We start from the raw sequence: 21,086 nt of genomic DNA on the forward strand, positions 1-21,086 counted from the left end.
GGTGCGTACGTCATGTCGGTGCCATTTCAAGGGGAGCGCATTTTTGAACAACACGAGATTGATGCTGCAAATGAGTCCGACGACGGCACTGCGGCCGGCGCCGGCATTCGGCAATGGCCACCGTCACGGTCGACAAACATCGCGCTATTGCCAACGGCTGGCTGCGTCGCGCGGTCGACGAAATCCGCGTGATGCACCTCTATGACGACGAACGCCGGCGCATCGCGACGATCTTCTGAGGTTCGAGCGCAGGTACGACAACGCCCGCTTTCGCGGTATGTATCGAGCGAAACATCAATCCAGCTTTCACGCGAGAGCACCCATTCAAGCGCTCGGCGTCTCTCGGTCACTACCCGTGTTCGAGACTGCAGCGTGATGAATAGCCTGCAGCGACGACGCCCCATGCCGCATCCAGCGCACCCCCTGTCACACTACCCGACAGCGTGGCCATGCCCGGATTGCCAAGCCCGTCGCCCGCCTGTCACGCCGCACCTGCCGTGTACACCGCCGCGACAACGGCCGCCACGATCGCAATGATCGATACGAACCCGCCGACAGTCACACACCCGGATTCCACTCAAGCACGTCGGGCGTCACCCCGACACCCGTTGAGCCCAAATTCCCTACCGAACGACGCTTCACAACGCCAAAAATAAGACCCGCACGCGAGGTTGGATGCGCGTATGATGAATTTGCCCGAGTGCACGTAAGCGGCTTGACTGCTCACCCCGCCCCCGCCCCTCTCTCGCACGTGTCGTTGCCCCTTTCGCGTCACCCGCCACGCCTTGGCGATCCGGGAAGAATGGGCTCATCCTCACGGTTCGTCGCCACGAGCACCAGCAGGTCGTGACGAGTTTTCGCAGCTCAGCGAACAAAAATTTCAAATCCTAAATGGAAGGTGGCAATCATGAGCTGGTACTGCGATGTAGAGCACGAGTTGGCCAATATCAGGCGATCGATCGGACTACTTGAGAAGACGCAACACGCCTTCGTCAACCGATCGTCCGTCAACGATCCAGCGTATTGGCGAGTCAAGCTCAACAAACTCCGCACGCGATTCGAGCGAAACAAGGTTCTCGAACTCCAGATGGATGAGCTTTTTGCCCGCCTCCAGCGAATCCAGGATTCGAGCTTCCGCAAATAGAAGTTTGCCGCGCGCGTGCGGGCCGTCGACAGTCGCGGCACCCACCCTGTATGACCCGGGAGCAACATCATGATTGACGCCAACCCGAACAGCACCTTTCGGCACCTGCCGCTCACACTCGAACAAGACGCAGAAATTCGTCACTACATCAAGCGGAAAAGTCAAAAAGGCGAGCCATGGGACACGCCGGAGCTGGCGACGATGCTTCGGGACATGCTCGATCCCCCTCCGAACGACGACGAGGAGCCGGAGGCCGATATTGAAGAAACGAAATTGGCCTGCGAATATGCGTTGGCTTCGGTCGACGAAGCAATGGAACCCGTTTCCGCAAGCGAAGAACGACATGCGGCAATGGAAAGCGAAGAGATGAAGCGCCCGTGACAGTAGCGCGCCGCGATGGCCGAAGAAGCGGCGCTACCGTTATTCACGTTCAGCCAGATTGAGCGGCCAGCCATTCCTCCGCCCACTTCGTCGCATACGCAACTGCGTCATCACGCACATCGAAGCCAGCCAGGTCGCCGCTGGAGTGCACTTCTCTCTCATCGCCGTCCTCCAGAATCGTGACGATCCTCACATGCGCGATGAATTCTCCATCAGCCCTGCGCGGCGTCGGATCGATTCGGAGCCGCGTCGAATTGAAGAGCATTTGCCCCTCCGTGACCAGTTGCCGCGAGCCGTGCTGCCGCAGCAGCAGCGCAGGAACGCGCGTCAGACCTTGAGCATTGCACCGCATTGCGGCATGAACGGGGAGCACGTCGCCGACGATCGTTTGCATTCACCGCGAACGCTAGCCTCGTACAGGTTGATCAACGTCAACGGACAAGCAGAAGTTCAGTGCGCCCATCGACGACCATGACGTTCGATCGCCGCCACGACGACATTGAGCACATGGCGAGCAACACCCTCGTCAGTCATGCCCGCGTCGAGGTACTGGCGAACCTTCATGCTCTGCGATTGACGGGAGCCGTTCTCATTGTCCATCACGAAAATATTGGCACTCCCGGCATCAGCCATCAATACAACGTGAATCGTCTTGCCGCACGCAATCGCTTGCATATTCAGGGTCACCATGGACGAGCCTGGTTGAGTCATTCGGATCTCAAGTATGCTCGCCAACATCCAGTCGTATTCGCCTATAAACCCCTCCTTTCCAGTCGTTTCATCGGCGATTCGTACCCAGTGAGCACTTTCGGCTTATACGCACGACTGCATCGGCTCGATGTTGTTGTTCGTACGGATCTCCATGCGTAGAACGTGTGGTGGCCCCTTTCCGACCGGCACGCTAGGTCCGTCGAACATACCGCTCCGACACGACTGAGCGCTGCTGGATCCATGCGACGGCAAGCTCCAGCGCTTCATTGCGTGCCTCCTGCGCATTGGCGAAGTCCCCATCGACGCCGAGCGTGCGTGTTTCCCCGGCCCGGTCGGTGACGATGGCCGATGCTGCGTAGCGGCCACGTTCGGTGACGGTTACCACTGGCCGGACCTCGCAGCCGTGATACTCCATGACATTGTCCGTTTGCATATGACACCTCCTGCAGTGCATTGCGCATGGCTTGGGCGCGGGACACCGATAATGCGCGAGGGCGTCACCACGTCGGCTGTCACCGCCGCGAGTCCCCGCGCGCGACGAACAGCTTGTCGTCGAGATCGCGCAGCCATTCAGCCTGCGCGTCCAGGCAACACGAGAACGTCGTCCGGCTACTCGGCACGAAACGCGCCTCCATGCTTCCTCACCCGCCGTTGCCAGCGGTCTGCCGGCTGCGGCGTGGTGTGTCGCTCGGGTGCAGCGCATCGAGGAACGTTTTGCCCTTCTCGGTCAGGTATGCGCGGCGTGCACCTGCGGCGCAATGTTCCAGCATGACCAGTTGGCGTTCAAACAGTGCGTCGAGCTCGGCGCGATTCATATCGATCTGGTCCGGCGCCTGGCGAACCAGCATCAAGGTCGCAAATTCGTGTGGGCTGAGCATTTCCGTCTCCCATAAGACATCGTCCCAATGCAGGGGCACGGTGCAGAAAACGACGCGTCGTGCAGGCCGTATATAGAAAGGCGGCGCTGCCATGCGCCGCGGCGCGCTCACGCAAGGAAGCGCGCCACCGAGCCCGTGTCATCGAGACAGCCGGCGCGTACTTTGGCCGTTTGCACACGTCGCTGATCGTCAGCACCCCCTCGTCAAGCGATCCATCGGTCGCTGCCGGGTCGAGCCCCGACAGCGATCGCGGTGATCTCGACGCTGTCGTCGATACGGCCGATGTGGAGAAAAGAGTTCGCTGCGCATCGCGCGCAGGCTTGCGGAAAAGCCCGCAAGGACGCTGGTCATCTGCCGGTACAGGCGGTCGAATTCGCCCAGCAGATTTGTGCTGAAGAAAAGATCGCTCATGACTGGCTCCTCGAAACCGGGGCCTCTCACGAAGAACGAACCGGACCACGCGCTCCAGTTCGCCCGTCCGTGGAAAAGCTCCGCCGACAAACAAATCGAAACACGCAGCGCTTATCGCGACTGCCTGAGCGATGCATAAAATAGCGCAAGCAACGGAAATTTCAAGGGGCCCTGCAACATGTCATCCGGGAGGCTTCATGGTCCTTTTCGATACGCTTCGGGAACAGATGGACAGCGTGCGCATGCCGCTCTTTGCCGTCACGGTCACGGCGGCCGCACAGGTGAATACCCCGCTCTTCGCGATACTCCACTGGCATGGATTCCGGCGCGCGACACCGCTCGTGCTGCCCGGCGTCGAGATTCCACCGCGGCCGGTTCCGGGCTCGGCTCTCCAGATCGATACACCTTGGCACAGCGTCGAGATCGTGGACGCCATGCTGCTCGATGCCGCCTGGCAATCAGGCGCATGGGATGTCGAGCGCGTCGAGCGGCGCGGCTGCAACGTGATCGGCGCCAGCGCTGCCGAGGCGCTCGCTTGCCGTCAGGCGTTCGGCGACTATGGCGAGAACGCGGCCCACTCCCCGCAGCTTCTCGCTGACGAGACCGATCGCGACGAGCTGATCCAGCTTGCCGCGCGCCGAGGCTACGTGCGCTGGCTGTTCCGGCCCGTCAAGGGAGGCCTGTGGCGCACGCTCGATGAGCCGGACGACACCCTGGACGCCGATGGCGGACGCCAGCCGCCCTGCCCTGTACTGCCTGAGCCCCGCCGCCCGGATGGACGCGGCCGCACGGTTTATCGCCTCGGCACGGTCCATCGCATCCTGCTGCCACGCTGAAACAATTTGTTACAAAGAGCCTTTTTTACGCCCCTTGAAGGGCGCGATGGGCGCCTCTATTTCGCATTCCGCCAGACAGTGGTGCGGCTGCCCGGCGGCGACTCTTAGTCAGTCAGGACGCCCGGCAACCGGATTCCTTTTTCGTGAACCTTTAATCGCTCAGGAGATGAGAATGCGGATTCGTCCCCTCTACGACCGGGTAATCGTCAAGCGAATCGAGACGCAGCGGACGACGGCCTCGGGCATCGTGATTCCCGACTCGGCCGCGGAAAAGCCCGAGCAGGGTGAAGTCGTCGCGGTCGGCAGCGGCCGGCTGCTGCAGGATGGAACGCTGCGCGCGCTCCAGGTGAAAGTCGGTGACCAGGTTCTCTTCGGAAAATACGCAGGCCAGACCGTCAAGGTCGATGGCGACGAACTCCTCGTCATGCGTGAGGAAGACGTCATGGGCGTCCTCGAGTCCGATACCGGCGCGTCCCGCAAGGCCGCCTGACATCCTGAGCCGGTCGCGAACACCCGACGGGTTGTTCGCGCCGCGTTGAGTCAACGACTACTATCCGGAGCAACAACATGAGTGCAAAAGACGTCAAATTCCATGACAGCGCCCGCGCCCGCATCGTCAAGGGCGTGAACGTCCTCGCCGATGCCGTGAAGGTGACGCTCGGGCCGAAAGGCCGCAACGTGCTGATCGAGCGCAGCTTCGGCGCACCCACCATCACGAAGGATGGCGTATCTGTCGCGAAGGAAATCGAGCTGAAGGACCGCTTCGAAAACATGGGCGCGCAGATCGTCAAGCAGGTCGCATCGAAGACCGCGGATGTGGCCGGCGACGGCACGACCACGGCCACCGTGCTCGCGCAGGCGATCGTGCAGGAAGGCATGAAGCACGTCGCCGCCGGCATGAATCCGATGGACCTCAAGCGCGGCATCGACAAGGCCGTGGCCGCCGTGCTCGACGAGCTGCGCAAACTGTCGAAGCCGATTTCCACGAACCGGGAGATCGCGCAGGTGGGCTCGATCTCGGCGAACTCGGACGACGCGATCGGCAAGATCATCGCCGACGCCATGGAGAAGGTCGGCAAGGAAGGCGTCATCACGGTCGAGGATGGCAAGTCGCTCGAGAACGAGCTGGATGTGGTTGAAGGGATGCAGTTCGACCGCGGCTACGTCAGCCCCTACTTCATCAACGATCCGGAAAAGCAGGCCGCGTATCTGGACGACGCGCTGATCCTGTTGCACGACAAGAAGATTTCGAACATCCGGGATCTGCTGCCGGTTCTCGAGGCGACCTCCAAGGCGGGCAAGCCGCTGCTGATCGTGGCGGAAGACATCGACGGCGAAGCGCTGGCCACGCTCGTGGTCAACGCGATGCGGGGCATCCTGAAGGTCGCGGCCGTCAAGGCGCCCGGTTTCGGCGACCGGCGCAAGGCCATGCTGGAGGACATCGCGATCCTCACTGGCGCGACCGTCATCTCGGAAGAAACCGGCAAGCAACTGCAGAAGGCCTCGCTCGACGATCTCGGCCGCGCGAAGCGCGTCGAGGTCCGCAAGGACGACACGATCATCATCGACGGCGCGGGCGACGAGCAGCACATCGAGGCGCGCGTGAAGTCGATCCGTACGCAGATCGAGGAAGCCACGAGCGACTACGATCGCGAGAAGCTGCAGGAACGCGTGGCGAAGCTCGCCGGGGGTGTAGCCGTCATCAAGGTCGGCGCGGCCACCGAAGTCGAAATGAAGGAGAAAAAGGACCGCGTCGACGATGCGCTGCACGCCACACGCGCGGCGGTCGAGGAAGGTATCGTGCCGGGTGGTGGCGTGGCGCTTCTGCGTGCGCGTTCGACGGCGACGAGCCTGAAAGGCGCCAACAGTGATCAGGACGCCGGCATCCAGATCGTGCTGCGCGCGCTCGAAGCACCGCTGCGCGTGATCGCGTCGAATGCCGGGGACGAGCCGTCCGTCGTCATCGCGAAGGTGCTCGAAGGCACGGGCAACTTCGGCTACAACGCGGCCACCGGCGAGTATGGCGATCTGGTCGAGGCCGGTGTGGTCGATCCGACCAAGGTCACGCGCACGGCACTGCAAAACGCCGCATCGATTGCCGGGCTGATCCTGACGACGGATGCAACGGTTGCCGATGCGCCGAAGGATGAAAAGCCTGCGCAGGCCGCCGCACCGGAGCTCGAGTACTGACCTGCGGGTCTTGCATGCGCCGGCTAGCAGTCGCGGCCGGCGCAACGCGTTCGGCGCCGCACGCTATTCCTGTCATGCGGCGCCGCTTTTTGTGGTGGAGCGGCCTTGACGTCCTCACCCGCCTAAAGGCGGAGGATTCCCACACCTGGCGATGCACGTCCGCATCGGAGAATGTTCAGCGCAGCGTTGATATCACGATCATGCACGACACCACAGCCACTGCAGGCCCACTCTCTTATTCGCAGTCCCGCGATACCTTTCGGCCGCGTCGTGCTGTCTTTCGACCCGCACGACGAACAGGACTGGGTAGAACCGCTTTCGTCGACTTCCTCGAACGTGGCCCCGTGCGCCATCGCCTTGTAACGGAGCTTGTTTCGGAAGGACGACCAGGATGCGTCGTAGACGCTCTTCGCCATCCTGGTTCTGGCGAGCTTCGCGGCCGACACGTTGCCGACCGCGAGGTAATCGAAACGCCGCACCAGATCGAGCGCGAGCTTGTGCTGGAAATCGGCACGGGCATTCGCCACTTTGGCGTGCAGCTTCGCGATATGTCGCTTGTGCTTGCGCGCCCGTTGAGCTTTCGCCAGTTTCTCCGCCGCGCGTCGGCCGAATCGGTCATTGGGCAGCTTCTCGCCGGTCGAAAGTGTGGCGAAGTCTTTCAGGCCGAGATCGATGCCAACACCGGAACGGACCGGGCGGGCCTGCACATCGGGCATCTCGATCACGATGTTGAGAAACCAGTTGCCACGCGCATCCTGCGCAAAGTTGGTCCCGTCCTTGATCTTGCCTTCTGGAAGCAGTCGGCTGTTGAACACGCGGAAGGCATTGCCGGCGAAACGGAACGCATCACCTTCGCGCTTCAGGTCACGCCCCTTCAGCGGCACCCAGCCAAGCGACTTCCTGCCACGATAGCGCAGGTAGGGGCGTCGGTGCTGACTGCGCGACTTCGCATATTGCTCGCACGTCGCGTTGATCGTGCCGGAGTGGATGCCGAGCGCCTTGCTGCTCCCCGTCGTCAGCACGTTCAGATCGAATCCCGTCGGCCACTTCTTGCTCCACTTGAGCGCATGCTTCTGCGTGTCATTGCAGAAGTTCCAGACGTAGTTCACCGCACGGCTCTGCTTGTTGAGCAGTCCGTTGAGCGACTTCACGCGGTAGCGGTAGACAAGAATCATGCCGGTGATCCTAACCCGTGGAAGAAGCTGCCTGTCAACAGCACTCCTTTCCTTCCCGCCATCGATGGCGGGGTTTCTCGGAGCAAATTCTGATGAAACTGAAGCTGAACATCGATTCGAAACCGCTGGACGTCGATATCGACGACGTCGTGGCTGGACTGCTGGCGGTCCGCTTGGATCTGCCTGCAACCGCTGATCACCAGGACGCCCTCACCCGCTATCTCAGCGAGAAGGGCGCGCCCTGGATACTCGACGAGGAACATATGCGTCGACGCATCCTTCGCCGGCTGATTCTGGATATCGCCGATCCGGCACTCGTGATTCGTCATCTCATGGCGGACGAGTGAGCCGGACGGGTCGATTCCGAAGCGCGGGGAGTGATATCAGCCGATATCGATCGTGCGACTCGTGAACCTGGCCGGTTCCGATTTCGGCACGGTCAACGTGAGGACACCGTTGTCGAACTTTGCCAACGTGCGCTCGGGGTCGGCGTTGTCCGGCATCGGGATCGTGCGCGTGAAGCTTCCATGCGCGCGCTCCAGCCGGTAGCAGCCGTTTTCCTCACTGTGCACATCCTGCTTTTTCTCGCCGCGCAGCACGATTGCCCCATCCTCGACGCTCACCTTCAGATCTTCGCGCTCCATTCCGGGCAGTTCGGCGGTGACGCGCAGCACCGGCCCTTCATCGACGACGTCGATGCGCGGCTGGAAACGCGATGAACTGAAGTCGCCAAACCAGCGTTCGAGCGCGCCGCGGCCAGCAAACGGGTCATGAAAGAATTCCTCCATTGCACCCCATGATTCGCGCGAGAACAGGCGCGAAATGTCAGGCCACGCGGCGCGCCATGGCTCGCCTGCCGATGCGTTTTCCGGATCTCCCGCATCAGACTTGCGGGCAGCGCCGCGAAGAAACTTGAAGGGGTTCCACTTTTTCGGATCGGTGTTCATAGCGTCCTCCGATTCAGCTTCAATCTGGTTTGAGCCGCGGTCAGCCCATCGGGTAGCAAGCACGCGCCGCGCTTTGCCCTGTTCCCTGTTACGCGACGGCGGAGGCACCCGTGCTGCACCGCGGCGGCTGGCGCCTCAGTTGGTCTTGATTTCGATGCGTCGTGGACGCGCTTCGTCGCGGCGTGGGATCGTCAGCTTCAGCACCCCATCCTGGAGGCTCGCCTCGATCCTGGACGTATCGAAGTCCGCCGACAGCGTAAATGTGCGAGCGAAATGCGGCTGACGGACCTCGGCATGCTTCAGCCGCAGGTTTTGCGGCGTCGGCACCATTGCCTCGGCTTCGATCAGGAGGCTGCTGTCGTGAACCTTGACGTCGAGCTTGTCCTTCGTGACGCCGGGCAAATCGGCCCACAGCGTCACACCCTGGCTGTCCTCGTAGACGTCGACGGCCGGCACGAGTGTCACCCGGCGCGCGGGCTGTTCGGTTCCGCGACGTGCGACGGCAGACGAGTCTCGTTCCGTCAGTTGGGTCGTGTCTTTCATGATGGGCTCCTCGTATTACTGGACAGTGATGGCGCGCGGCTTGGACGATTCACGCTTGCCGACGCTGATCAACAGACAGCCGTTTTCGTAGCGCGCCTGAACCTTGTCGGGATCCGCGGTTTCGGGCAGCTCGATGACGCGCCGGAACATGCCGATAAAGCGCTCCTGCGCATAGGTGCGCCGCTCGCTGTCGGTATCGGGTTGGGGCGATTTGCGTTCACCGCTGATGGTCAGCAGCCCCTTGTCGATCGACACATCGAGCGTGCCGGCATCGACACCAGGCGCGAACGCGACGATCTCGATCGAATCGTCTGTCGCGCCGATATTGACCTGGGGGAAAGTGCCGAAGCGGCTCGCGCGGATGCTGGACGGGAAACCGCCGAAGAGCTGCGCCATCTGCTGCTGCAGGCGGTCGAACTCGCTGAAGAGGTCGGTTCCGAAGTAGAGATCGCTCATGATCACATCCTCCTCGATTGCAGCATGGAGGCGAACGGGCCTACGCGCTCCAGTTCGCCTGCCACACTGCTGGCAAACAAATCGAAACACGCAGCGCGCGGAGTGAAGCGGCCCGCGCGTCTGCCTGAGCGAAACTTAAGATAGGAATTCTGCGGAAAATTTCAAGGGGGTGGTGGCGGTTTTTTGCACTTGAAATCGTTCGCCGGCGCCTATAAGCCGGGGGGCGGCCCCCTTTCGTCTGACTATTATCCCGGCCAGATCTCAGCGGCATTCTCGGTACTCAACTGCCCACGCCAGGCATGAAGAAAAACCGGCGTCGGTTAGCGGCCCGAACGAGTATTCAGTCGCAGCGATGAGGCCGCCATTTCGTCCGGATGAGCCCGTGGCGTGACCGGAGAAACCTCACCCCTAACTCGAATTCAACATGCCCGGTCGTTAAAGCAGAGGCACTGGCGCTCGGTCGGGCCCGGCACGCACTCGTGGACGAAACAGGCACCCATGTCGGGCACCGGCTCGGAAGGAAATATGGCGGCAATGTGAAGGCCGACAGTCGCAGGATGCCCGTCATCCTGCAGTTCTCTCTACAACAACGACAATTGGCCCGACAGGCTCGCACGAGCGCCGTGTTCGCTTTCCTGCTCCGATGGGCCCGGTCGGTCTGCGGACTGAATGTTCCCATTCCGCGCCGCATTCCCGCCGTCCGGCCGATATTTGCGCGCCCACGCGGTGCCAAGCACATCGGAGGAGAACACAACACCCGGCGCAATCTGAACAAGCTCGCTCATCTGCGGCTCTTCCTAGGCGGACTGAACGTCGAAGTGCGCAGCAGCGTAGCGCGCACTGCAATTCCACACTTCAGCGGCATTCCGGATGAAGGTGGCCCATCCATTCTCCACGATCAATTCGGCGTCCGGAAATACGTCGCCGTGTCCCATCGCCCTGGCAGCAAAGATCGTCCGCTCACGACACGTCGCCCGGTATTTCCCATCGGGTAGCGTTGACGGCATCGGACTCAACCGTCGACTCCTTTCACTGCTCGATCAAAAACCGGTCACGGTTCTTCGCGCCTGCAATCCAATGCGGCGGCTTGCCGCGCCCGCTCCACGTCGCGCCCGTTTTCGGATCGCGATACTTCGGTGCGACCGGCGCGCGGGTGGCGCTCGACGGAGCGGCACGGCGTCGCCCGAAAAGTTGTTCGGGCGTGATGCCATATTCGGCAATCTGCTCACGCATCGTCGTGATAAGGCTTTCCAGTTCGGCGAGCCGCGCTGCTTCCGCTTTCTGTGCCAGCGCTTCTGCCTGTGCTTTAAGTTCGAGGTAGGTAGCCATGGATATGAAAGGATTCCTTGAAATTTGGAAAGTGGTCCAACAGCCCCTCTATGTCGAGGCAAAAGGCCGTCGACATTATATTCGCGGCAGTGGTGACAATCGATAGCGATCGATTTCCGCAGTATGCCCTATCGGGTTTATATAAATCAAACTGAATCCGGAAGCGGTGTAGTCGCTTTATAAGAATATCCGCCTTTTCGCCGCGTAAGCGATCCGGTCGCCGGGTGTCCGGCGTCGGAGGCTGCGATGGCTGCAACGGAACGGATCATGATGGCGACGCGACAGGCTCGTCGGTTGGTCGCTGGAATGCGGACCTCAAGATCCCATGTCGAGACGGTGTGCAAATCCCGTGACTGCCCCAAGCCGAGAAGCCGGTTATGCGCGCGATCGTGCGTTCGTCGCGCATGTCCCTCACGTCGCGCGCCGCGGCCCCGCGCGATCGCCACCGGCATGTGCTGGACATCGGTAGGCGCGCCATTACATCAACGGAAAATGATTCTGACGTGTAACGCCGTGCGAACGGCCGGGGCCTCCGGTCACCGGAAGCCCCCGGCGCGACGCCGACATCGGATTCGCAGCCCGTCGCGGGCTGCGCGTCACACTCTGGCGTTGCCCGTCAAAGCGCGTTCGGCGCCGCCCTTCCGTCAAGCACCGCGGCGACGTTATCGAGCGCGGTAAAACCCATCTGGTCGCGTGTCTCGATCGTCGCGCTGGCCATGTGCGGCGACAGAAACACATTGTCGAGCGCGGCGAAACGCGGATCGATATCGGGCTCGTTCCGATAGACGTCAAGCCCCGCGCCGAACAACCGATGCGACGTCAACGCCTCGTGGAGCGCATCCTCGTCGACGAGACTCCCGCGCGCCGCGTTGACGAACACCGCACCGTCACGCATCAGGCCGAACGCGCGGCGCGTCATCAACGGCGTGCCGCCGCCCGGCACGTGCAGCGTGAGGATGTCGCACTGCGGCAGCAGCGTGTCGAGATCCGCGCAATAGCGGGCGCCCGCCTCGACCTCGGGCGGCGCCGGCCGCCTGTCGGTATAGACGATCTTCATTCCGAAGCCGCGTGCGCGCTGCGCGACCGCGCGGCCGATCCGGCCGAAGCCGACGATCCCGAGCGTCTTGCCGTTCACGCGCGTGCCGAGCATGTCGGTCATGCCGAACGACTTGCCCCACCCCGCGCGCACGATGCGCTCGTACTCCGATGCACGCCGGCACGCGGCCAGAATCAGCAGCATCGTGAAATCGGCCGTGCAATCGGTCAGCGCGTCGGGCGCGTTGCTGACCACGATCCCGCGCTCGCGCGCGGCGGCCACATCCAGGTGGTCGTAGCCGGCGCTCGCGTTCGCGATGATCTTCACGCTCGGCGGCAATGCCGCGATGTGCTCGGCCTGCAGCCCCGATTTCTTGCCGATCAGCACCGCCGGCGTCGCGCAGCGGTTGCAGAACTCGACGACGGACGGTGCATCCATGTCGGCGTCCGTCACGTATGCATGGAATTCGGCTTCGGCACGGGCGGCCACGGCCGCGGGAACCCGTCGCGCAACCAGCAGGCGGGGGCGATTGTTGTCAGGCATGGTCTCGTCCTTGGGTCGGAAAACGAAGCACAGCCTACGAAGCGCGCTCGGCGCGGGTCAATATTGATTGATCCAATCAATGTGTCCGCGCGGCATCGAGCTGCCGGCTTCCCGGGCCGGTTCCGGTTGCATCGCCTGCTGCGCATCCCCCGCGCAGGCCCGTGAACGACGTGCCCGCGAACTCAGGAAAACCCTGACGCCGCCCCGTCGCGACGGGGCGGTTGATATTGATTGAAAGAATCAAGATTGCTGGGGAATCGCCGCCGCGCAATGCTTTTTGCATGTTCAACGGACGGAAGACAAGGTCGTGAAAATGCAGGCACGGAAAAAAATCGCGGCAGTGACGGGCGCCGGCACGGGGATCGGCCAGGCAGCGGCCGTCGCGCTGGCGCGAGCCGGATTCGGCGTGGCATTGCTCGGCAGGCGCATCGAGCCGCTGCTGGCGACGAAGGAGATCATCGAGCAAGCCGGCGGGGTGGCCGCGGCGATTCCGACCGACGTCGCTGACGAGGCGTCGGTGGACGCAAGCTTCGCGCGGATCGAACGCGAGTTCGGGCATCTCGACGTGCTGTTCAACAACGCCGGCCGCAATGCCGGCGCCGTGCCGCTCGACGACTACTCGCTCGAATTCTGGAACGACGTGGTCGCGACCAACCTGACCGGCGTCTTCCTGTGCGCACGTGCCGCGTGGCGCCAGATGAAGCGCCAGACTCCGCAAGGCGGCCGCATCATCAACAACGGTTCGATCTCGGCGCACTCGCCGCGCCCGAACACAATCGCGTACACGGCCACCAAGCATGCCGTCCTCGGCATCACCCGTTCGCTCGCGCTCGACGGCCGGCCGTTCAACATCGCGTGCGGCCAGATCGACATCGGCAACGCCGCCACGTCGCTGACCGAACGCATGAACAGCGGCGTGCTGCAGGCCGACGGCCGCGTCGCGCCCGAGCCGCGCGTCGACGTCGCGCACGTCGCGGACGCCATCGTGCAGATGGCGAGCCTTCCGCTCGAAGCCAACATTCTGAACATGACGATCATGGCGAGCGCGATGCCGTACGTCGGGCGCGGCTGACCCGACGATCGCCGGCGCTCGTGACGACAACGCGCCGGCCCCCCCCCATCAGGAGACAGGAGACAACATTGAAAACCGCAGAAGAACAGGTTTCGGCCATGCGCGAGTTCAGCGCGCACGCGGACGTCGCCAGAAGGTCGCGAGTGCGCTACGGCGTGCTGTCGATGCTGCTGGTGGCGACCATCCTCAACTACGTCGACCGCTCGGCGCTCGGCATCGTCGCACCGGCGCTGTCGAAGGATCTCGCCCTCACCCGCGTCCAGATGGGCGAACTGTTCGCCGTGTTCGGCCTCGCCTACTCGATCGCGCTGGTGCCGGCGGGCGTGCTCGCCGACCTGCTCGGCTCGCGCGTCGCCTATGCGCTGTCGCTGGTCGGCTGGTCGCTGGCGACGCTGACGCAGGGGCTCGCGCACGGCTATCACATGCTGCTCGGCTCGCGGCTGGCGATGGGTGCGCTGGAGGCGCCGGCCTTTCCGTCGAACGCCCGCGCGGTGACGATGTGGTTCCCGGTCCAGGAGCGCGGCTTCGCGACCAGCGTCTATGTGATGGGTCAGTACATCGGCACGCCGCTCTTCACCGGGCTGCTGCTGTGGATCTCGTCGGCGTTCGGCTGGCGCGCCGTGTTCTTCGCGACGGGCGGCTTCGGCATCCTGTTCAGCCTCGTCTGGTACCGGCTCTATCGCGATCCGTCGCGGCATCGCAGCGTCAACGCGGCCGAGCTGCAGTACATCACCGAAGGGCGCCCTGTCGTGACCGCACGCGAGCGCTTCGACTGGCGCATGGCGCTGCGCCTGCTCGGCTACCGGCAGATCCTCGCGATCTGTCTCGGCAAGTTCTGCAACAACACGCTGCTGGTGTTCTTCACGACCTGGTTCATGACCTACCTGGTCGAGGAACGGCACATGTCGATGATCAAGGTCGGCTTGTTCCAGGCGATGCCGTTCGTCGGCGCGACGCTGGGGATCCTGATCGCCGGCTACTTGTCCGATCTTTGCATCCGGCGCGGCGTGTCGATGTCGTCGTCCCGCAAGGCGCCGCTCGTGATCGGCACCTTCCTCGGCGCGTCGATCGTGCTGGTCAACTTCGTGCACTCGAACGCGCTGGTGATCGCGATCCTGACCGTCGCGTTCTTCGCGCAGGGGATCGGCTCGATGTCGTGGGCCGCCGTATCCGAAATCGCGCCGAGACGCTATGTCGGGCTCACCAGCAGCATCACGAGCCTCGCGGCCAATATCGCGGCCGTCACCACTCCGCTGATGATCGGCTACGTGACCCAGCACACCGGCAACTTCGTCTGGGCGCTGAACCTGATGGGTGCGATCTGCCTCGTCGGCACGCTGTCGTACTCCGTGCTGCTCGGCAAGCTGTCGCGCATCGAGCTCTGAGCGCGTTCGAATCCCTTGACCGGCCGCCGCGGCGGCTCAACCCCATCCGGCCCACGATCATGATCGAATTCAAATGGGATCACCTGCAACTCTGCTCGGCTGACGCCGAGGCCACCGCGGCGTGGTTCGCGCGCTGCCTGAACGCCGAAATCGTGCGGCGCCCCGGCCGCGTCGACCTGCGGATCGGCACCATCAACCTGTTCATCACGGCCCTGCCCGACGCGCGACCGGCCGCCGTGCCCGACGGCGCACGCGCGCAAGGCATCGATCACTTCGGTGTGCTGGTCGAGGATCTCGATGCCGCGTACGCACACCTGGTCGAGCACGGCGCCGAGATCGTCCAGCCTGTGACGCGGATCCGCGCCGGCGTGCGCGGCTGTTTCGTGCGCGCGCCGGGCGAGATCCTCGTCGAGGTGCTCGAGCGGCGCCCGGCCGAGATGACATCGAGCTGAACGCGGTCTATAGTCGGCGCAAGCGGCCGGGCACCGGCCGCGTCCTCATCACGACTCCCCATGCACAACTGGATCACCCTGACGGAAGCCGCGCGGCGGCTCGGCGTGCGGGCGCAGACCGTCTACGCGTATGCGAGCCGCGGCAGCATCGCCGTGATGCAGGATCCCGACGATCCGCGCAAGAGCCTGTATCGCGCCGAGGACGTGATCGCGCTGTGCCGCAAGAAACAGGTCGGCCGCAAGCGTGCGGCGCTGGCGGCGAGCACGATCTTCGGCGCCGAGCCGTGCATCCCCAGCGGCATCACCACCTTCTCCAAGGGCCGTGCGTGGTATCGCGGCCGCGACAGCATTCAACTGTCGGACACCGCCACGCTCGAGGAAACGGCCGCGCTGCTCTGGCAAGCCACCACGCCCGTGACGTTCGACGCGCCCGCGGTTGCATTGCCGGCCGGCGAACGTGATCGCCAGTGCGCGTTCACGATGCTTGCCACGTTGGCGGCGCACGGCCACTCGACGCTCGGTCGGCTCGACAGCGCGCTGCACGCCGAGGCCGGCCAGCTCGTCGCGATCGTCGCGCGCGCGTTCGGCGCGCACGACGATGGAGGCCTGCCGTGGACCCACCAGCGGCTCGCGGCGGGCTGGAGCCTGGACGATCGCGGCGCGGACCTGCTGCGCCGCGCGATGGTGCTCGTCGCCGATCACGAGATCACGAGTTCGGCGTTCGCCGCGCGCATCACCGCATCGACCGGCGCGTCGCTCGCGGGCTGCCTGCTGACCGGGCTCGCGACGCTGTCGGGCCCGCTGCACGGCGACGCGTCAGGACGCGTGCGCGCGGTGTTCGACGACGTGGAACGGCTCGGCGCCGCGCACGTGGTCGATCATCACCTGAAGTCCGCGATCCCGATTCCCGGCTTCGGTCATCATCTCTACCCCGACGGCGACCCGCGCGCGGCCGCGTTGCTCGCGCGGCTCGATCCGCCGGCGGAACTGGCGCGCTTCATCGACAAGGTGACGACACTCACCGGCCAGCGGCCGACCATCGATGTCGCGCTCGCGATGCTGTCGGTGCAGCTTCGGTTGCCGCCCGATGCGGCTTTCGGGCTGTTCGCGATCGCGCGCAGCGTCGGGCTGCTGGCCCACTGCATCGAACAGCTGCGCGTGGGCAAGGTGATCCGGCCGCGCAGCCGCTATACAGGACCGGCGCTCGACGAGCGGCATCTGCTTCCCAAGGCCGAAGACGACGGCAAACTGCCGAAAGCCGGCGTGATCGAGAAGAACCGGGTGTTCAAGATCGTGGATTGACCGCGGCTGCGATGGAGATGGACCGCGCAGCATCGATGCGGCCTTTTCGATTCGTCCTGGTTCCGATCGAAGGCTGGCACCCGGCGTCGCGACCCGACGCGTAGGCGCATGAAGTGCCGGCGGCCGACGGCGCGTTGAACCGACGGACGGGTCATGGGTCCGCTGCGTACACCGGCGATACGCCCCTATAACCGACGCGTTTCACGGCTGAAACATTTTCGATACCGGATCCGGCCCCGTGCCGCCCGCGATTCCGAATCTGCAGTAGCGTGAGCGCCTTCTGCAGTGCGCCATTGCTGGCACGTCGGCACGGAATCGCACGACCCTCGCGCAGCCGCAACGTATCAGACCTGAAACCAAACCGGCATTCGGATACCGCCGTCGGCCGGCGCATGCCTGCCTCCGCCCCACCAGGCGCGCCAGTCGCCGCATCTGGCCCGCTCCTTGCTGTTGCTCCGACGCAAACACAAGCAGTCACAAGCAGTCGCACAAGCGACCAACAGCACATAAACAATCGGGGTGAGGCATGAACAAGACGGAGCGCTTGACGGCGGCAATATGCGCGCGCGGCGGGCTGCCGCACCGGTCGGACCGTCACCAGGCCGGCGGCGTGCTGTAATGCAGGCCGCCGCTACGCAAGCCGCTGCCGCGGCCGGGGAGCCGTGCGCCACGCACGGCTGGAATCTGCCGCACGGATCGGGTGTCGAAGACGATCCGTTGCTGGGCTGCCTGCTCGTGCTGACGCGGCTGTTCGACCGGCCGGTGGGCGTCGACACGCTCGTGGCCGGCCTGCCGCTCGCCGGCCGGCGCCTCACCCCGGCCCTGTTCGTGCGGGCCGCGGCGCGCGCCGGCCTGTCGGCCAAACAGGCCCGACGCGCGTTGCCCGACATCCCGGATGCGGTCCTGCCCGCGGTGCTGCTGCTCAATGACGGCCAAGCCTGCGTGCTGGTTCGCCGCAACGCGGACGGCACCCTGCAGGTGATCCTTCCTGAAACCGGCATCGGCGAGGAAGCCGTCGACGCGGCCGAACTCGCGCAACGCCACGCCGGCCACGTGCTGTTCGCGCGCCCGGCCCACCGATTCGATGCACGCGACACGGAAAGCGTCGTGCCGCGCCCGCGCCACTGGTTCTGGGGCGTGGTCGCGCAATCGTGGCCGATCTATGCGGAAGTGATGCTCGCGTCGACGCTGGTCAATCTTTTCGCGCTGGCGATGCCGCTGTTCACGATGAACGTCTACGACCGCGTCGTGCCGAACCGCGCGCTAGAGACGCTGTGGGCGCTGGCGGCCGGCATCGCGCTCGTGATCGTGTTCGACGTCGTGATGCGCACGTTGCGCGGCTATTTCATCGACGTGGCCGGCAAGAAGATCGACGTGATCCTGTCGGCAAACCTGTACGAGAAAGTACTCGGCATCCGGATGGCGGCGCGGCCGCCGTCCGTCGGCGGGTTCGCTTCGCAGATCCAGGAATTCGAAGCCGTGCGGGAATTCCTCACGTCGGCGACCGCGGCGGCGCTGATCGACCTGCCGTTTTCGATCGTGTTCGTCGTGGCGATGTTCTGGGTCGGCGGCGGGCTCGGCTGGCTGCCGCTGCTGGCATTGCCGCTCGTGATCGGCGCGGGCGTGGCCGTGCAGGGGCCGCTCGCGCGGGCCGTGCAAGCCAGCCAGCGCCACGCGAGCCAGCGCCAGGCCCTGCTGATCGAAACGCTGGTCGGCCTCGAGACGATCAAGGTCAACGGCGCGGAAGGACCGATGCAGGCGCGCTGGGAACAGATGCTCGGCGAGATTGCACGGCTCGGGCTCAAGTCGCGCCTGCTGTCGGGTTGCGCGGTCAATTTCGCGATGTTCGCGCAGCAGGCCGCCTATCTCGCGGTGGTCCTGTGCGGCGTATACATGATCGGCGACGACCGGCTCACGACCGGTGGTCTGATCGCCTGCACGATCTTCACCGGCCGCGCGCTCGCGCCGATGGGTCAGGTCGCGTCGCTGCTGACTCGCTACCACCAGTCGCGCAGCGCGCTGGCGTCGATCGACGGCGTGATGAACCTGCCCGGCGAGCGTCCGGCCGAGCAGCGCTTCGTCCATCGGCCGGCACTCAGCGGCGAGATCGAATTCCGCAACGTCGGCTTCGCGTACCCCGGCCAGAGCGGCGTCTCGCTCGAAGGCGTGTCGTTCCGCATCGCCGCGGGCGAGCGCGTCGGCATCATCGGGCGCGTCGGCTCGGGCAAGACCACGATCGAAAAACTCGTCCTCGGTCTCTACCCGCCTTCATCCGGCAACGTGCTGATCGACGGCGTCGAACTGCGTCAGTACGATCCTGCCGCGCTGCGGCGCGGGATCGGTCACGTGCCGCAGGACGTGATGCTGTTCAACGGCACCGTGCGCGACAACATCGTGCTGGGCGCGCCGGGCGCGGACGACGACGCCGTGTTGCGCGCCGCGCAGGTATCCGGCGTCGCGGACTTCGTCAACCGTGTGCCGAACGGCTTCGACCTCGCGGTGGGCGAACGCGGCGAAGCGTTGTCCGGCGGGCAGCGCCAAGCCATCGCCATCGCCCGCGCGATGCTGCTGTCGCCGCCGGTGCTGTTGCTCGACGAGCCGAGCAGCGCGATGGACAACCGGTCGGAAGAGCTGTTCAAGGCCCGTCTGTCGGTCCAGCTCGCCGGCCGCACGCTGCTGCTGGTCACGCACCGTCCGTCGCTGCTCACGCTCGTCGACCGCCTGATCGTGATGGATCAGGGCCGCGTCGTCGCTGACGGCCCGAAGGACCAGGTCCTCGCGGCTCTTGCAGGGAGGAAGCTCCATGTCGCTGCTGGCTGAACCCGACGGCGCCGGCGCGCCGACGACGCAACGCATCGCCGCGCTCAAGGCGCTGCGCGGGCGCATCGGCGCCGCGCTGAAGCCGCGCGCCGACGATACCGCGTTCATGCGCGAACGCTGCGCGGCCGCGATGGAGGGGCCGCGCTACTTCACCCACTGGATCCTGTGGGCGACGCTCGCGTTCATCGTCATCGCCCTCCTGTGGGCCGCGTTCGCCGAAGTCGACGAAGTCACCGTCGGGGAAGGCAAGGTGATCCCGTCCAGCCGCGTGCAGGTGGTGCAGAACCTGGAGGGCGGGATCGTCTCCGAGATCATGGTGCGCGTCGGCCAGGTCGTCCAGAAAGGCCAGCCGCTGATGCGCATCGACGATACGCGGTTCACGTCGTCGTACAAGGAAGGACAGGCGAAGGATGCCGCCCTCCTCGCCCGCATCGCGCGGCTGAGCGCCGAAGCGAACGGCGCCGCGTTCGTCGTGCCGGCCGCCCTGGCACGCGCGAACCCGGGCCTGCTGGACGAGGAACGCTCGCTGTTCGAGTCGCGTCAGCACGAATTGCAGGCCAATCTCGACGTGCTCCGGCAACAGGCCGAACAGCACCGGCAGGAGCTCGCGGAAAAGCGCTCGCGCGAGGGGCAGTTGCAACACAGCTACGCGCTCGTCGCGAAGGAACTGGCGTTGACGAGCCCGCTCGTGGAAAAAGGCGCGGTATCGGACGTCGAGGTGCTGCGGCTCGAGCGGCAGGCGACCGACATGAAGGGCGACCTCGATGCGACGCGGCTCGCGATGCCGCGGCTGGAAGCCGCCTATCGCGAGGCGCGCCAGAAAATCGACGAAACGACCGCGCATTTTCGCGCCGACGCGATGAAGGAACTGAATCTCGCGCGCGCCGATCAGTCGGCGCTGAGTGCGGCCAACGTCGCGCTCGAGGATCGCGTCACGCGCACGCTCGTGCGCGCACCGCTGAAAGGGATGATCAAGCAGATCAAGATCAACACCGTGGGCGGCGTGATCCAGCCGGGGATGGACCTGCTGGAAATCGTGCCGCTCGACGACACGCTGTTGATCGAAGCACGCGTGCGGCCGGCGGACATCGCGTTCCTGCATCCGGGGCAGGACGCGACGGTCAAGCTGTCCGCGTACGACTTCTCGATCTATGGCGGCTTTCCAGCCGTCGTCGAGGACATCAGCGCCGACACGATCGTGCCGGACCGTCCCGGCGAGAAACCGGACAGCTATTACCGCGTACTGGTGCGGACCCGGCAAAGCAAGCCGAGCGGCCGGAGCCAGCCGGTCGCGATCGTGCCGGGCATGATCGCGACCGTCGACATCCGCACCGGGCGCCGTACCGTACTGCATTACTTGCTCAAGCCCGTCATCAAGACCAAGGAAATGGCGTTGCGCGAGCGCTGACACGAGAACCGGTTTGCAGTTCATCGGGCATGCGTCGCATCGAGCGGCGCAGCGCCCGCATCAAAAC

The 21,086-nt window shown here is 64.6% G+C and carries 25 protein-coding genes; 13 read left to right on the top strand and 12 right to left on the bottom strand.

The features are described from left to right. Nucleotides 1–113: 113 nt before the first annotated feature. Complete coding sequence (locus tag LMA02_RS35355; RefSeq protein WP_267478999.1) at nucleotides 114–239, top strand: hypothetical protein; 126 nt, start codon at nucleotides 114–116, stop codon at nucleotides 237–239. Nucleotides 240–964: 725 nt separating this feature from the next. On the opposite strand, the gene LMA02_RS35655 is transcribed toward LMA02_RS35355, so the two are convergent. Beyond that, nucleotides 965–1,189, bottom strand: coding sequence for a hypothetical protein (locus LMA02_RS35655; protein ID WP_228910117.1), 225 nt, complete (start codon nucleotides 1,187–1,189; stop codon nucleotides 965–967). Nucleotides 1,190–1,213: 24 nt separating this feature from the next. Here LMA02_RS35655 and LMA02_RS33110 point away from each other — a divergent pair, with 24 nt between their 5' ends. Next, nucleotides 1,214–1,525 (top strand): hypothetical protein, encoded by a 312-nt coding sequence (locus LMA02_RS33110; RefSeq protein ID WP_228910118.1) that lies wholly within the window; start codon nucleotides 1,214–1,216, stop codon nucleotides 1,523–1,525. A 49-nt stretch (nucleotides 1,526–1,574) separates the two neighbouring features. Here the strand turns inward: LMA02_RS33110 and LMA02_RS33115 are convergent, their stop codons facing one another. The 5 genes from LMA02_RS33115 to LMA02_RS33135 form a co-directional block, all read right to left on the bottom strand. After that, nucleotides 1,575–1,790: a hypothetical protein gene (locus LMA02_RS33115; protein ID WP_228910911.1), complete on the bottom strand. Its 216-nt coding sequence runs from the start codon at nucleotides 1,788–1,790 to the stop codon at nucleotides 1,575–1,577. A gap of 185 nt (nucleotides 1,791–1,975) precedes the next feature. Continuing rightward, nucleotides 1,976–2,215, bottom strand: coding sequence for a hypothetical protein (locus LMA02_RS33120; RefSeq protein ID WP_228910119.1), 240 nt, complete (start codon nucleotides 2,213–2,215; stop codon nucleotides 1,976–1,978). Between the two features lie 211 nt (nucleotides 2,216–2,426). Continuing rightward, nucleotides 2,427–2,669, bottom strand: a complete 243-nt coding sequence (locus LMA02_RS33125) for a hypothetical protein (protein ID WP_228910120.1) — start codon at nucleotides 2,667–2,669, stop codon at nucleotides 2,427–2,429. Nucleotides 2,670–2,877: 208 nt separating this feature from the next. Beyond that, nucleotides 2,878–3,114, bottom strand: coding sequence for a hypothetical protein (locus tag LMA02_RS33130; protein ID WP_166723120.1), 237 nt, complete (start codon nucleotides 3,112–3,114; stop codon nucleotides 2,878–2,880). Nucleotides 3,115–3,303: 189 nt separating this feature from the next. Further along, on the bottom strand, nucleotides 3,304–3,525 hold the full coding sequence (locus tag LMA02_RS33135) for a hypothetical protein (RefSeq protein WP_228910121.1): 222 nt from the start codon (nucleotides 3,523–3,525) through the stop codon (nucleotides 3,304–3,306). Nucleotides 3,526–3,722: 197 nt separating this feature from the next. On the opposite strand from LMA02_RS33135, the gene LMA02_RS33140 reads away from it, so the two are divergent. The 3 genes from LMA02_RS33140 (at nucleotide 3,723) to groL (ending at nucleotide 6,551) form a co-directional block, all read left to right on the top strand. Beyond that, nucleotides 3,723–4,361: a diguanylate cyclase gene (locus LMA02_RS33140; RefSeq protein WP_228910122.1), complete on the top strand. Its 639-nt coding sequence runs from the start codon at nucleotides 3,723–3,725 to the stop codon at nucleotides 4,359–4,361. A 172-nt stretch (nucleotides 4,362–4,533) separates the two neighbouring features. After that, the gene (locus tag LMA02_RS33145) at nucleotides 4,534–4,851 is read left to right on the top strand and encodes a co-chaperone GroES (protein ID WP_228910123.1); all 318 of its coding nucleotides are present in this window, start codon (nucleotides 4,534–4,536) and stop codon (nucleotides 4,849–4,851) included. 77 nt (nucleotides 4,852–4,928) lie between these two features. After that, nucleotides 4,929–6,551 (top strand): chaperonin GroEL, encoded by a 1,623-nt coding sequence (gene groL, locus LMA02_RS33150; protein WP_228910124.1) that lies wholly within the window; start codon nucleotides 4,929–4,931, stop codon nucleotides 6,549–6,551. A 122-nt stretch (nucleotides 6,552–6,673) separates the two neighbouring features. Here the strand turns inward: groL and LMA02_RS33155 are convergent, their stop codons facing one another. Continuing rightward, nucleotides 6,674–7,726, bottom strand: a complete 1,053-nt coding sequence (locus tag LMA02_RS33155; RefSeq protein WP_228910125.1) for an RNA-guided endonuclease InsQ/TnpB family protein — start codon at nucleotides 7,724–7,726, stop codon at nucleotides 6,674–6,676. A gap of 92 nt (nucleotides 7,727–7,818) precedes the next feature. On the opposite strand from LMA02_RS33155, the gene LMA02_RS33160 reads away from it, so the two are divergent. Beyond that, entirely contained in the window at nucleotides 7,819–8,073 is a 255-nt protein-coding gene (locus LMA02_RS33160) for a hypothetical protein (RefSeq protein ID WP_228910126.1), read from the top strand. A gap of 36 nt (nucleotides 8,074–8,109) precedes the next feature. Here the strand turns inward: LMA02_RS33160 and LMA02_RS33165 are convergent, their stop codons facing one another. The 3 genes from LMA02_RS33165 to LMA02_RS33175 all read right to left on the bottom strand — a co-directional run bounded on the left by LMA02_RS33165 (nucleotide 8,110) and on the right by LMA02_RS33175 (nucleotide 9,672). Continuing rightward, on the bottom strand, nucleotides 8,110–8,673 hold the full coding sequence (locus tag LMA02_RS33165) for an Hsp20/alpha crystallin family protein (RefSeq protein WP_228910127.1): 564 nt from the start codon (nucleotides 8,671–8,673) through the stop codon (nucleotides 8,110–8,112). 135 nt (nucleotides 8,674–8,808) lie between these two features. After that, nucleotides 8,809–9,216: an Hsp20/alpha crystallin family protein gene (locus LMA02_RS33170; RefSeq protein ID WP_228910128.1), complete on the bottom strand. Its 408-nt coding sequence runs from the start codon at nucleotides 9,214–9,216 to the stop codon at nucleotides 8,809–8,811. Between the two features lie 15 nt (nucleotides 9,217–9,231). Continuing rightward, entirely contained in the window at nucleotides 9,232–9,672 is a 441-nt protein-coding gene (locus LMA02_RS33175) for an Hsp20/alpha crystallin family protein (protein ID WP_228910129.1), read from the bottom strand. A gap of 479 nt (nucleotides 9,673–10,151) precedes the next feature. Here LMA02_RS33175 and LMA02_RS35480 point away from each other — a divergent pair, with 479 nt between their 5' ends. Further along, a complete protein-coding gene (locus tag LMA02_RS35480; protein ID WP_324251322.1) occupies nucleotides 10,152–10,667 on the top strand; it encodes a hypothetical protein in 516 nt (171 codons plus the stop codon). Between the two features lie 34 nt (nucleotides 10,668–10,701). Here the strand turns inward: LMA02_RS35480 and LMA02_RS33185 are convergent, their stop codons facing one another. Together LMA02_RS33185 and LMA02_RS33190 are read right to left on the bottom strand one after the other, a co-directional pair. Further along, on the bottom strand, nucleotides 10,702–11,001 hold the full coding sequence (locus LMA02_RS33185) for an H-NS family nucleoid-associated regulatory protein (RefSeq protein ID WP_166723131.1): 300 nt from the start codon (nucleotides 10,999–11,001) through the stop codon (nucleotides 10,702–10,704). Nucleotides 11,002–11,617: 616 nt separating this feature from the next. Next, entirely contained in the window at nucleotides 11,618–12,580 is a 963-nt protein-coding gene (locus LMA02_RS33190; protein ID WP_228910130.1) for a 2-hydroxyacid dehydrogenase, read from the bottom strand. A gap of 313 nt (nucleotides 12,581–12,893) precedes the next feature. On the opposite strand from LMA02_RS33190, the gene LMA02_RS33195 reads away from it, so the two are divergent. The 6 genes from LMA02_RS33195 to LMA02_RS33220 all read left to right on the top strand — a co-directional run bounded on the left by LMA02_RS33195 (nucleotide 12,894) and on the right by LMA02_RS33220 (nucleotide 21,019). Further along, nucleotides 12,894–13,652, top strand: a complete 759-nt coding sequence (locus LMA02_RS33195) for an SDR family oxidoreductase (RefSeq protein WP_228910915.1) — start codon at nucleotides 12,894–12,896, stop codon at nucleotides 13,650–13,652. 98 nt (nucleotides 13,653–13,750) lie between these two features. Beyond that, complete coding sequence (locus LMA02_RS33200; protein WP_228910917.1) at nucleotides 13,751–15,037, top strand: MFS transporter; 1,287 nt, start codon at nucleotides 13,751–13,753, stop codon at nucleotides 15,035–15,037. A 59-nt stretch (nucleotides 15,038–15,096) separates the two neighbouring features. Further along, nucleotides 15,097–15,489 (top strand): VOC family protein, encoded by a 393-nt coding sequence (locus LMA02_RS33205; RefSeq protein WP_228910131.1) that lies wholly within the window; start codon nucleotides 15,097–15,099, stop codon nucleotides 15,487–15,489. Between the two features lie 60 nt (nucleotides 15,490–15,549). Continuing rightward, the gene (locus LMA02_RS33210; RefSeq protein ID WP_228910132.1) at nucleotides 15,550–16,791 is read left to right on the top strand and encodes a citrate synthase family protein; all 1,242 of its coding nucleotides are present in this window, start codon (nucleotides 15,550–15,552) and stop codon (nucleotides 16,789–16,791) included. A gap of 618 nt (nucleotides 16,792–17,409) precedes the next feature. Then, complete coding sequence (locus LMA02_RS33215) at nucleotides 17,410–19,611, top strand: type I secretion system permease/ATPase (protein WP_228910133.1); 2,202 nt, start codon at nucleotides 17,410–17,412, stop codon at nucleotides 19,609–19,611. Continuing rightward, the gene (locus tag LMA02_RS33220; protein WP_228910134.1) at nucleotides 19,595–21,019 is read left to right on the top strand and encodes an HlyD family type I secretion periplasmic adaptor subunit; all 1,425 of its coding nucleotides are present in this window, start codon (nucleotides 19,595–19,597) and stop codon (nucleotides 21,017–21,019) included. The genes LMA02_RS33215 and LMA02_RS33220 overlap by 17 nt, the downstream gene beginning before the upstream one ends. The last annotated feature ends 67 nt before the right edge of the window (nucleotides 21,020–21,086 follow it).

The sequence above is a fragment of the Burkholderia sp. B21-005 genome (assembly GCF_020843965.1).
Classification (GTDB): Bacteria; Pseudomonadota; Gammaproteobacteria; order Burkholderiales; family Burkholderiaceae; genus Burkholderia; species Burkholderia ambifaria.

Coding starts and splice junctions, on each gene's coding strand:
- LMA02_RS33130 (WP_166723120.1), bottom strand. CDS start 3,114: ATGCTCAGCCCACACGAATTTGCGACCTTGATGCTGGTTCGCCAGGCG.
- LMA02_RS33210 (WP_228910132.1), top strand. CDS start 15,550: ATGCACAACTGGATCACCCTGACGGAAGCCGCGCGGCGGCTCGGCGTG.
- LMA02_RS33160 (WP_228910126.1), top strand. CDS start 7,819: ATGAAACTGAAGCTGAACATCGATTCGAAACCGCTGGACGTCGATATC.
- LMA02_RS33175 (WP_228910129.1), bottom strand. CDS start 9,672: ATGAGCGATCTCTACTTCGGAACCGACCTCTTCAGCGAGTTCGACCGC.
- LMA02_RS33190 (WP_228910130.1), bottom strand. CDS start 12,580: ATGCCTGACAACAATCGCCCCCGCCTGCTGGTTGCGCGACGGGTTCCC.
- LMA02_RS33215 (WP_228910133.1), top strand. CDS start 17,410: ATGCAGGCCGCCGCTACGCAAGCCGCTGCCGCGGCCGGGGAGCCGTGC.
- LMA02_RS33205 (WP_228910131.1), top strand. CDS start 15,097: ATGATCGAATTCAAATGGGATCACCTGCAACTCTGCTCGGCTGACGCC.
- LMA02_RS33170 (WP_228910128.1), bottom strand. CDS start 9,216: ATGAAAGACACGACCCAACTGACGGAACGAGACTCGTCTGCCGTCGCA.
- LMA02_RS33155 (WP_228910125.1), bottom strand. CDS start 7,726: ATGATTCTTGTCTACCGCTACCGCGTGAAGTCGCTCAACGGACTGCTC.
- LMA02_RS33195 (WP_228910915.1), top strand. CDS start 12,894: ATGCAGGCACGGAAAAAAATCGCGGCAGTGACGGGCGCCGGCACGGGG.
- LMA02_RS33115 (WP_228910911.1), bottom strand. CDS start 1,790: ATGCTCTTCAATTCGACGCGGCTCCGAATCGATCCGACGCCGCGCAGG.
- LMA02_RS33165 (WP_228910127.1), bottom strand. CDS start 8,673: ATGAACACCGATCCGAAAAAGTGGAACCCCTTCAAGTTTCTTCGCGGC.
- LMA02_RS35355 (WP_267478999.1), top strand. CDS start 114: ATGGCCACCGTCACGGTCGACAAACATCGCGCTATTGCCAACGGCTGG.
- LMA02_RS33110 (WP_228910118.1), top strand. CDS start 1,214: ATGATTGACGCCAACCCGAACAGCACCTTTCGGCACCTGCCGCTCACA.
- LMA02_RS33120 (WP_228910119.1), bottom strand. CDS start 2,215: ATGGTGACCCTGAATATGCAAGCGATTGCGTGCGGCAAGACGATTCAC.
- LMA02_RS33220 (WP_228910134.1), top strand. CDS start 19,595: ATGTCGCTGCTGGCTGAACCCGACGGCGCCGGCGCGCCGACGACGCAA.
- LMA02_RS33185 (WP_166723131.1), bottom strand. CDS start 11,001: ATGGCTACCTACCTCGAACTTAAAGCACAGGCAGAAGCGCTGGCACAG.
- LMA02_RS33135 (WP_228910121.1), bottom strand. CDS start 3,525: ATGAGCGATCTTTTCTTCAGCACAAATCTGCTGGGCGAATTCGACCGC.
- groL (WP_228910124.1), top strand. CDS start 4,929: ATGAGTGCAAAAGACGTCAAATTCCATGACAGCGCCCGCGCCCGCATC.
- LMA02_RS33140 (WP_228910122.1), top strand. CDS start 3,723: ATGGTCCTTTTCGATACGCTTCGGGAACAGATGGACAGCGTGCGCATG.
- LMA02_RS33200 (WP_228910917.1), top strand. CDS start 13,751: ATGCGCGAGTTCAGCGCGCACGCGGACGTCGCCAGAAGGTCGCGAGTG.
- LMA02_RS33145 (WP_228910123.1), top strand. CDS start 4,534: ATGCGGATTCGTCCCCTCTACGACCGGGTAATCGTCAAGCGAATCGAG.
- LMA02_RS33125 (WP_228910120.1), bottom strand. CDS start 2,669: ATGCAAACGGACAATGTCATGGAGTATCACGGCTGCGAGGTCCGGCCA.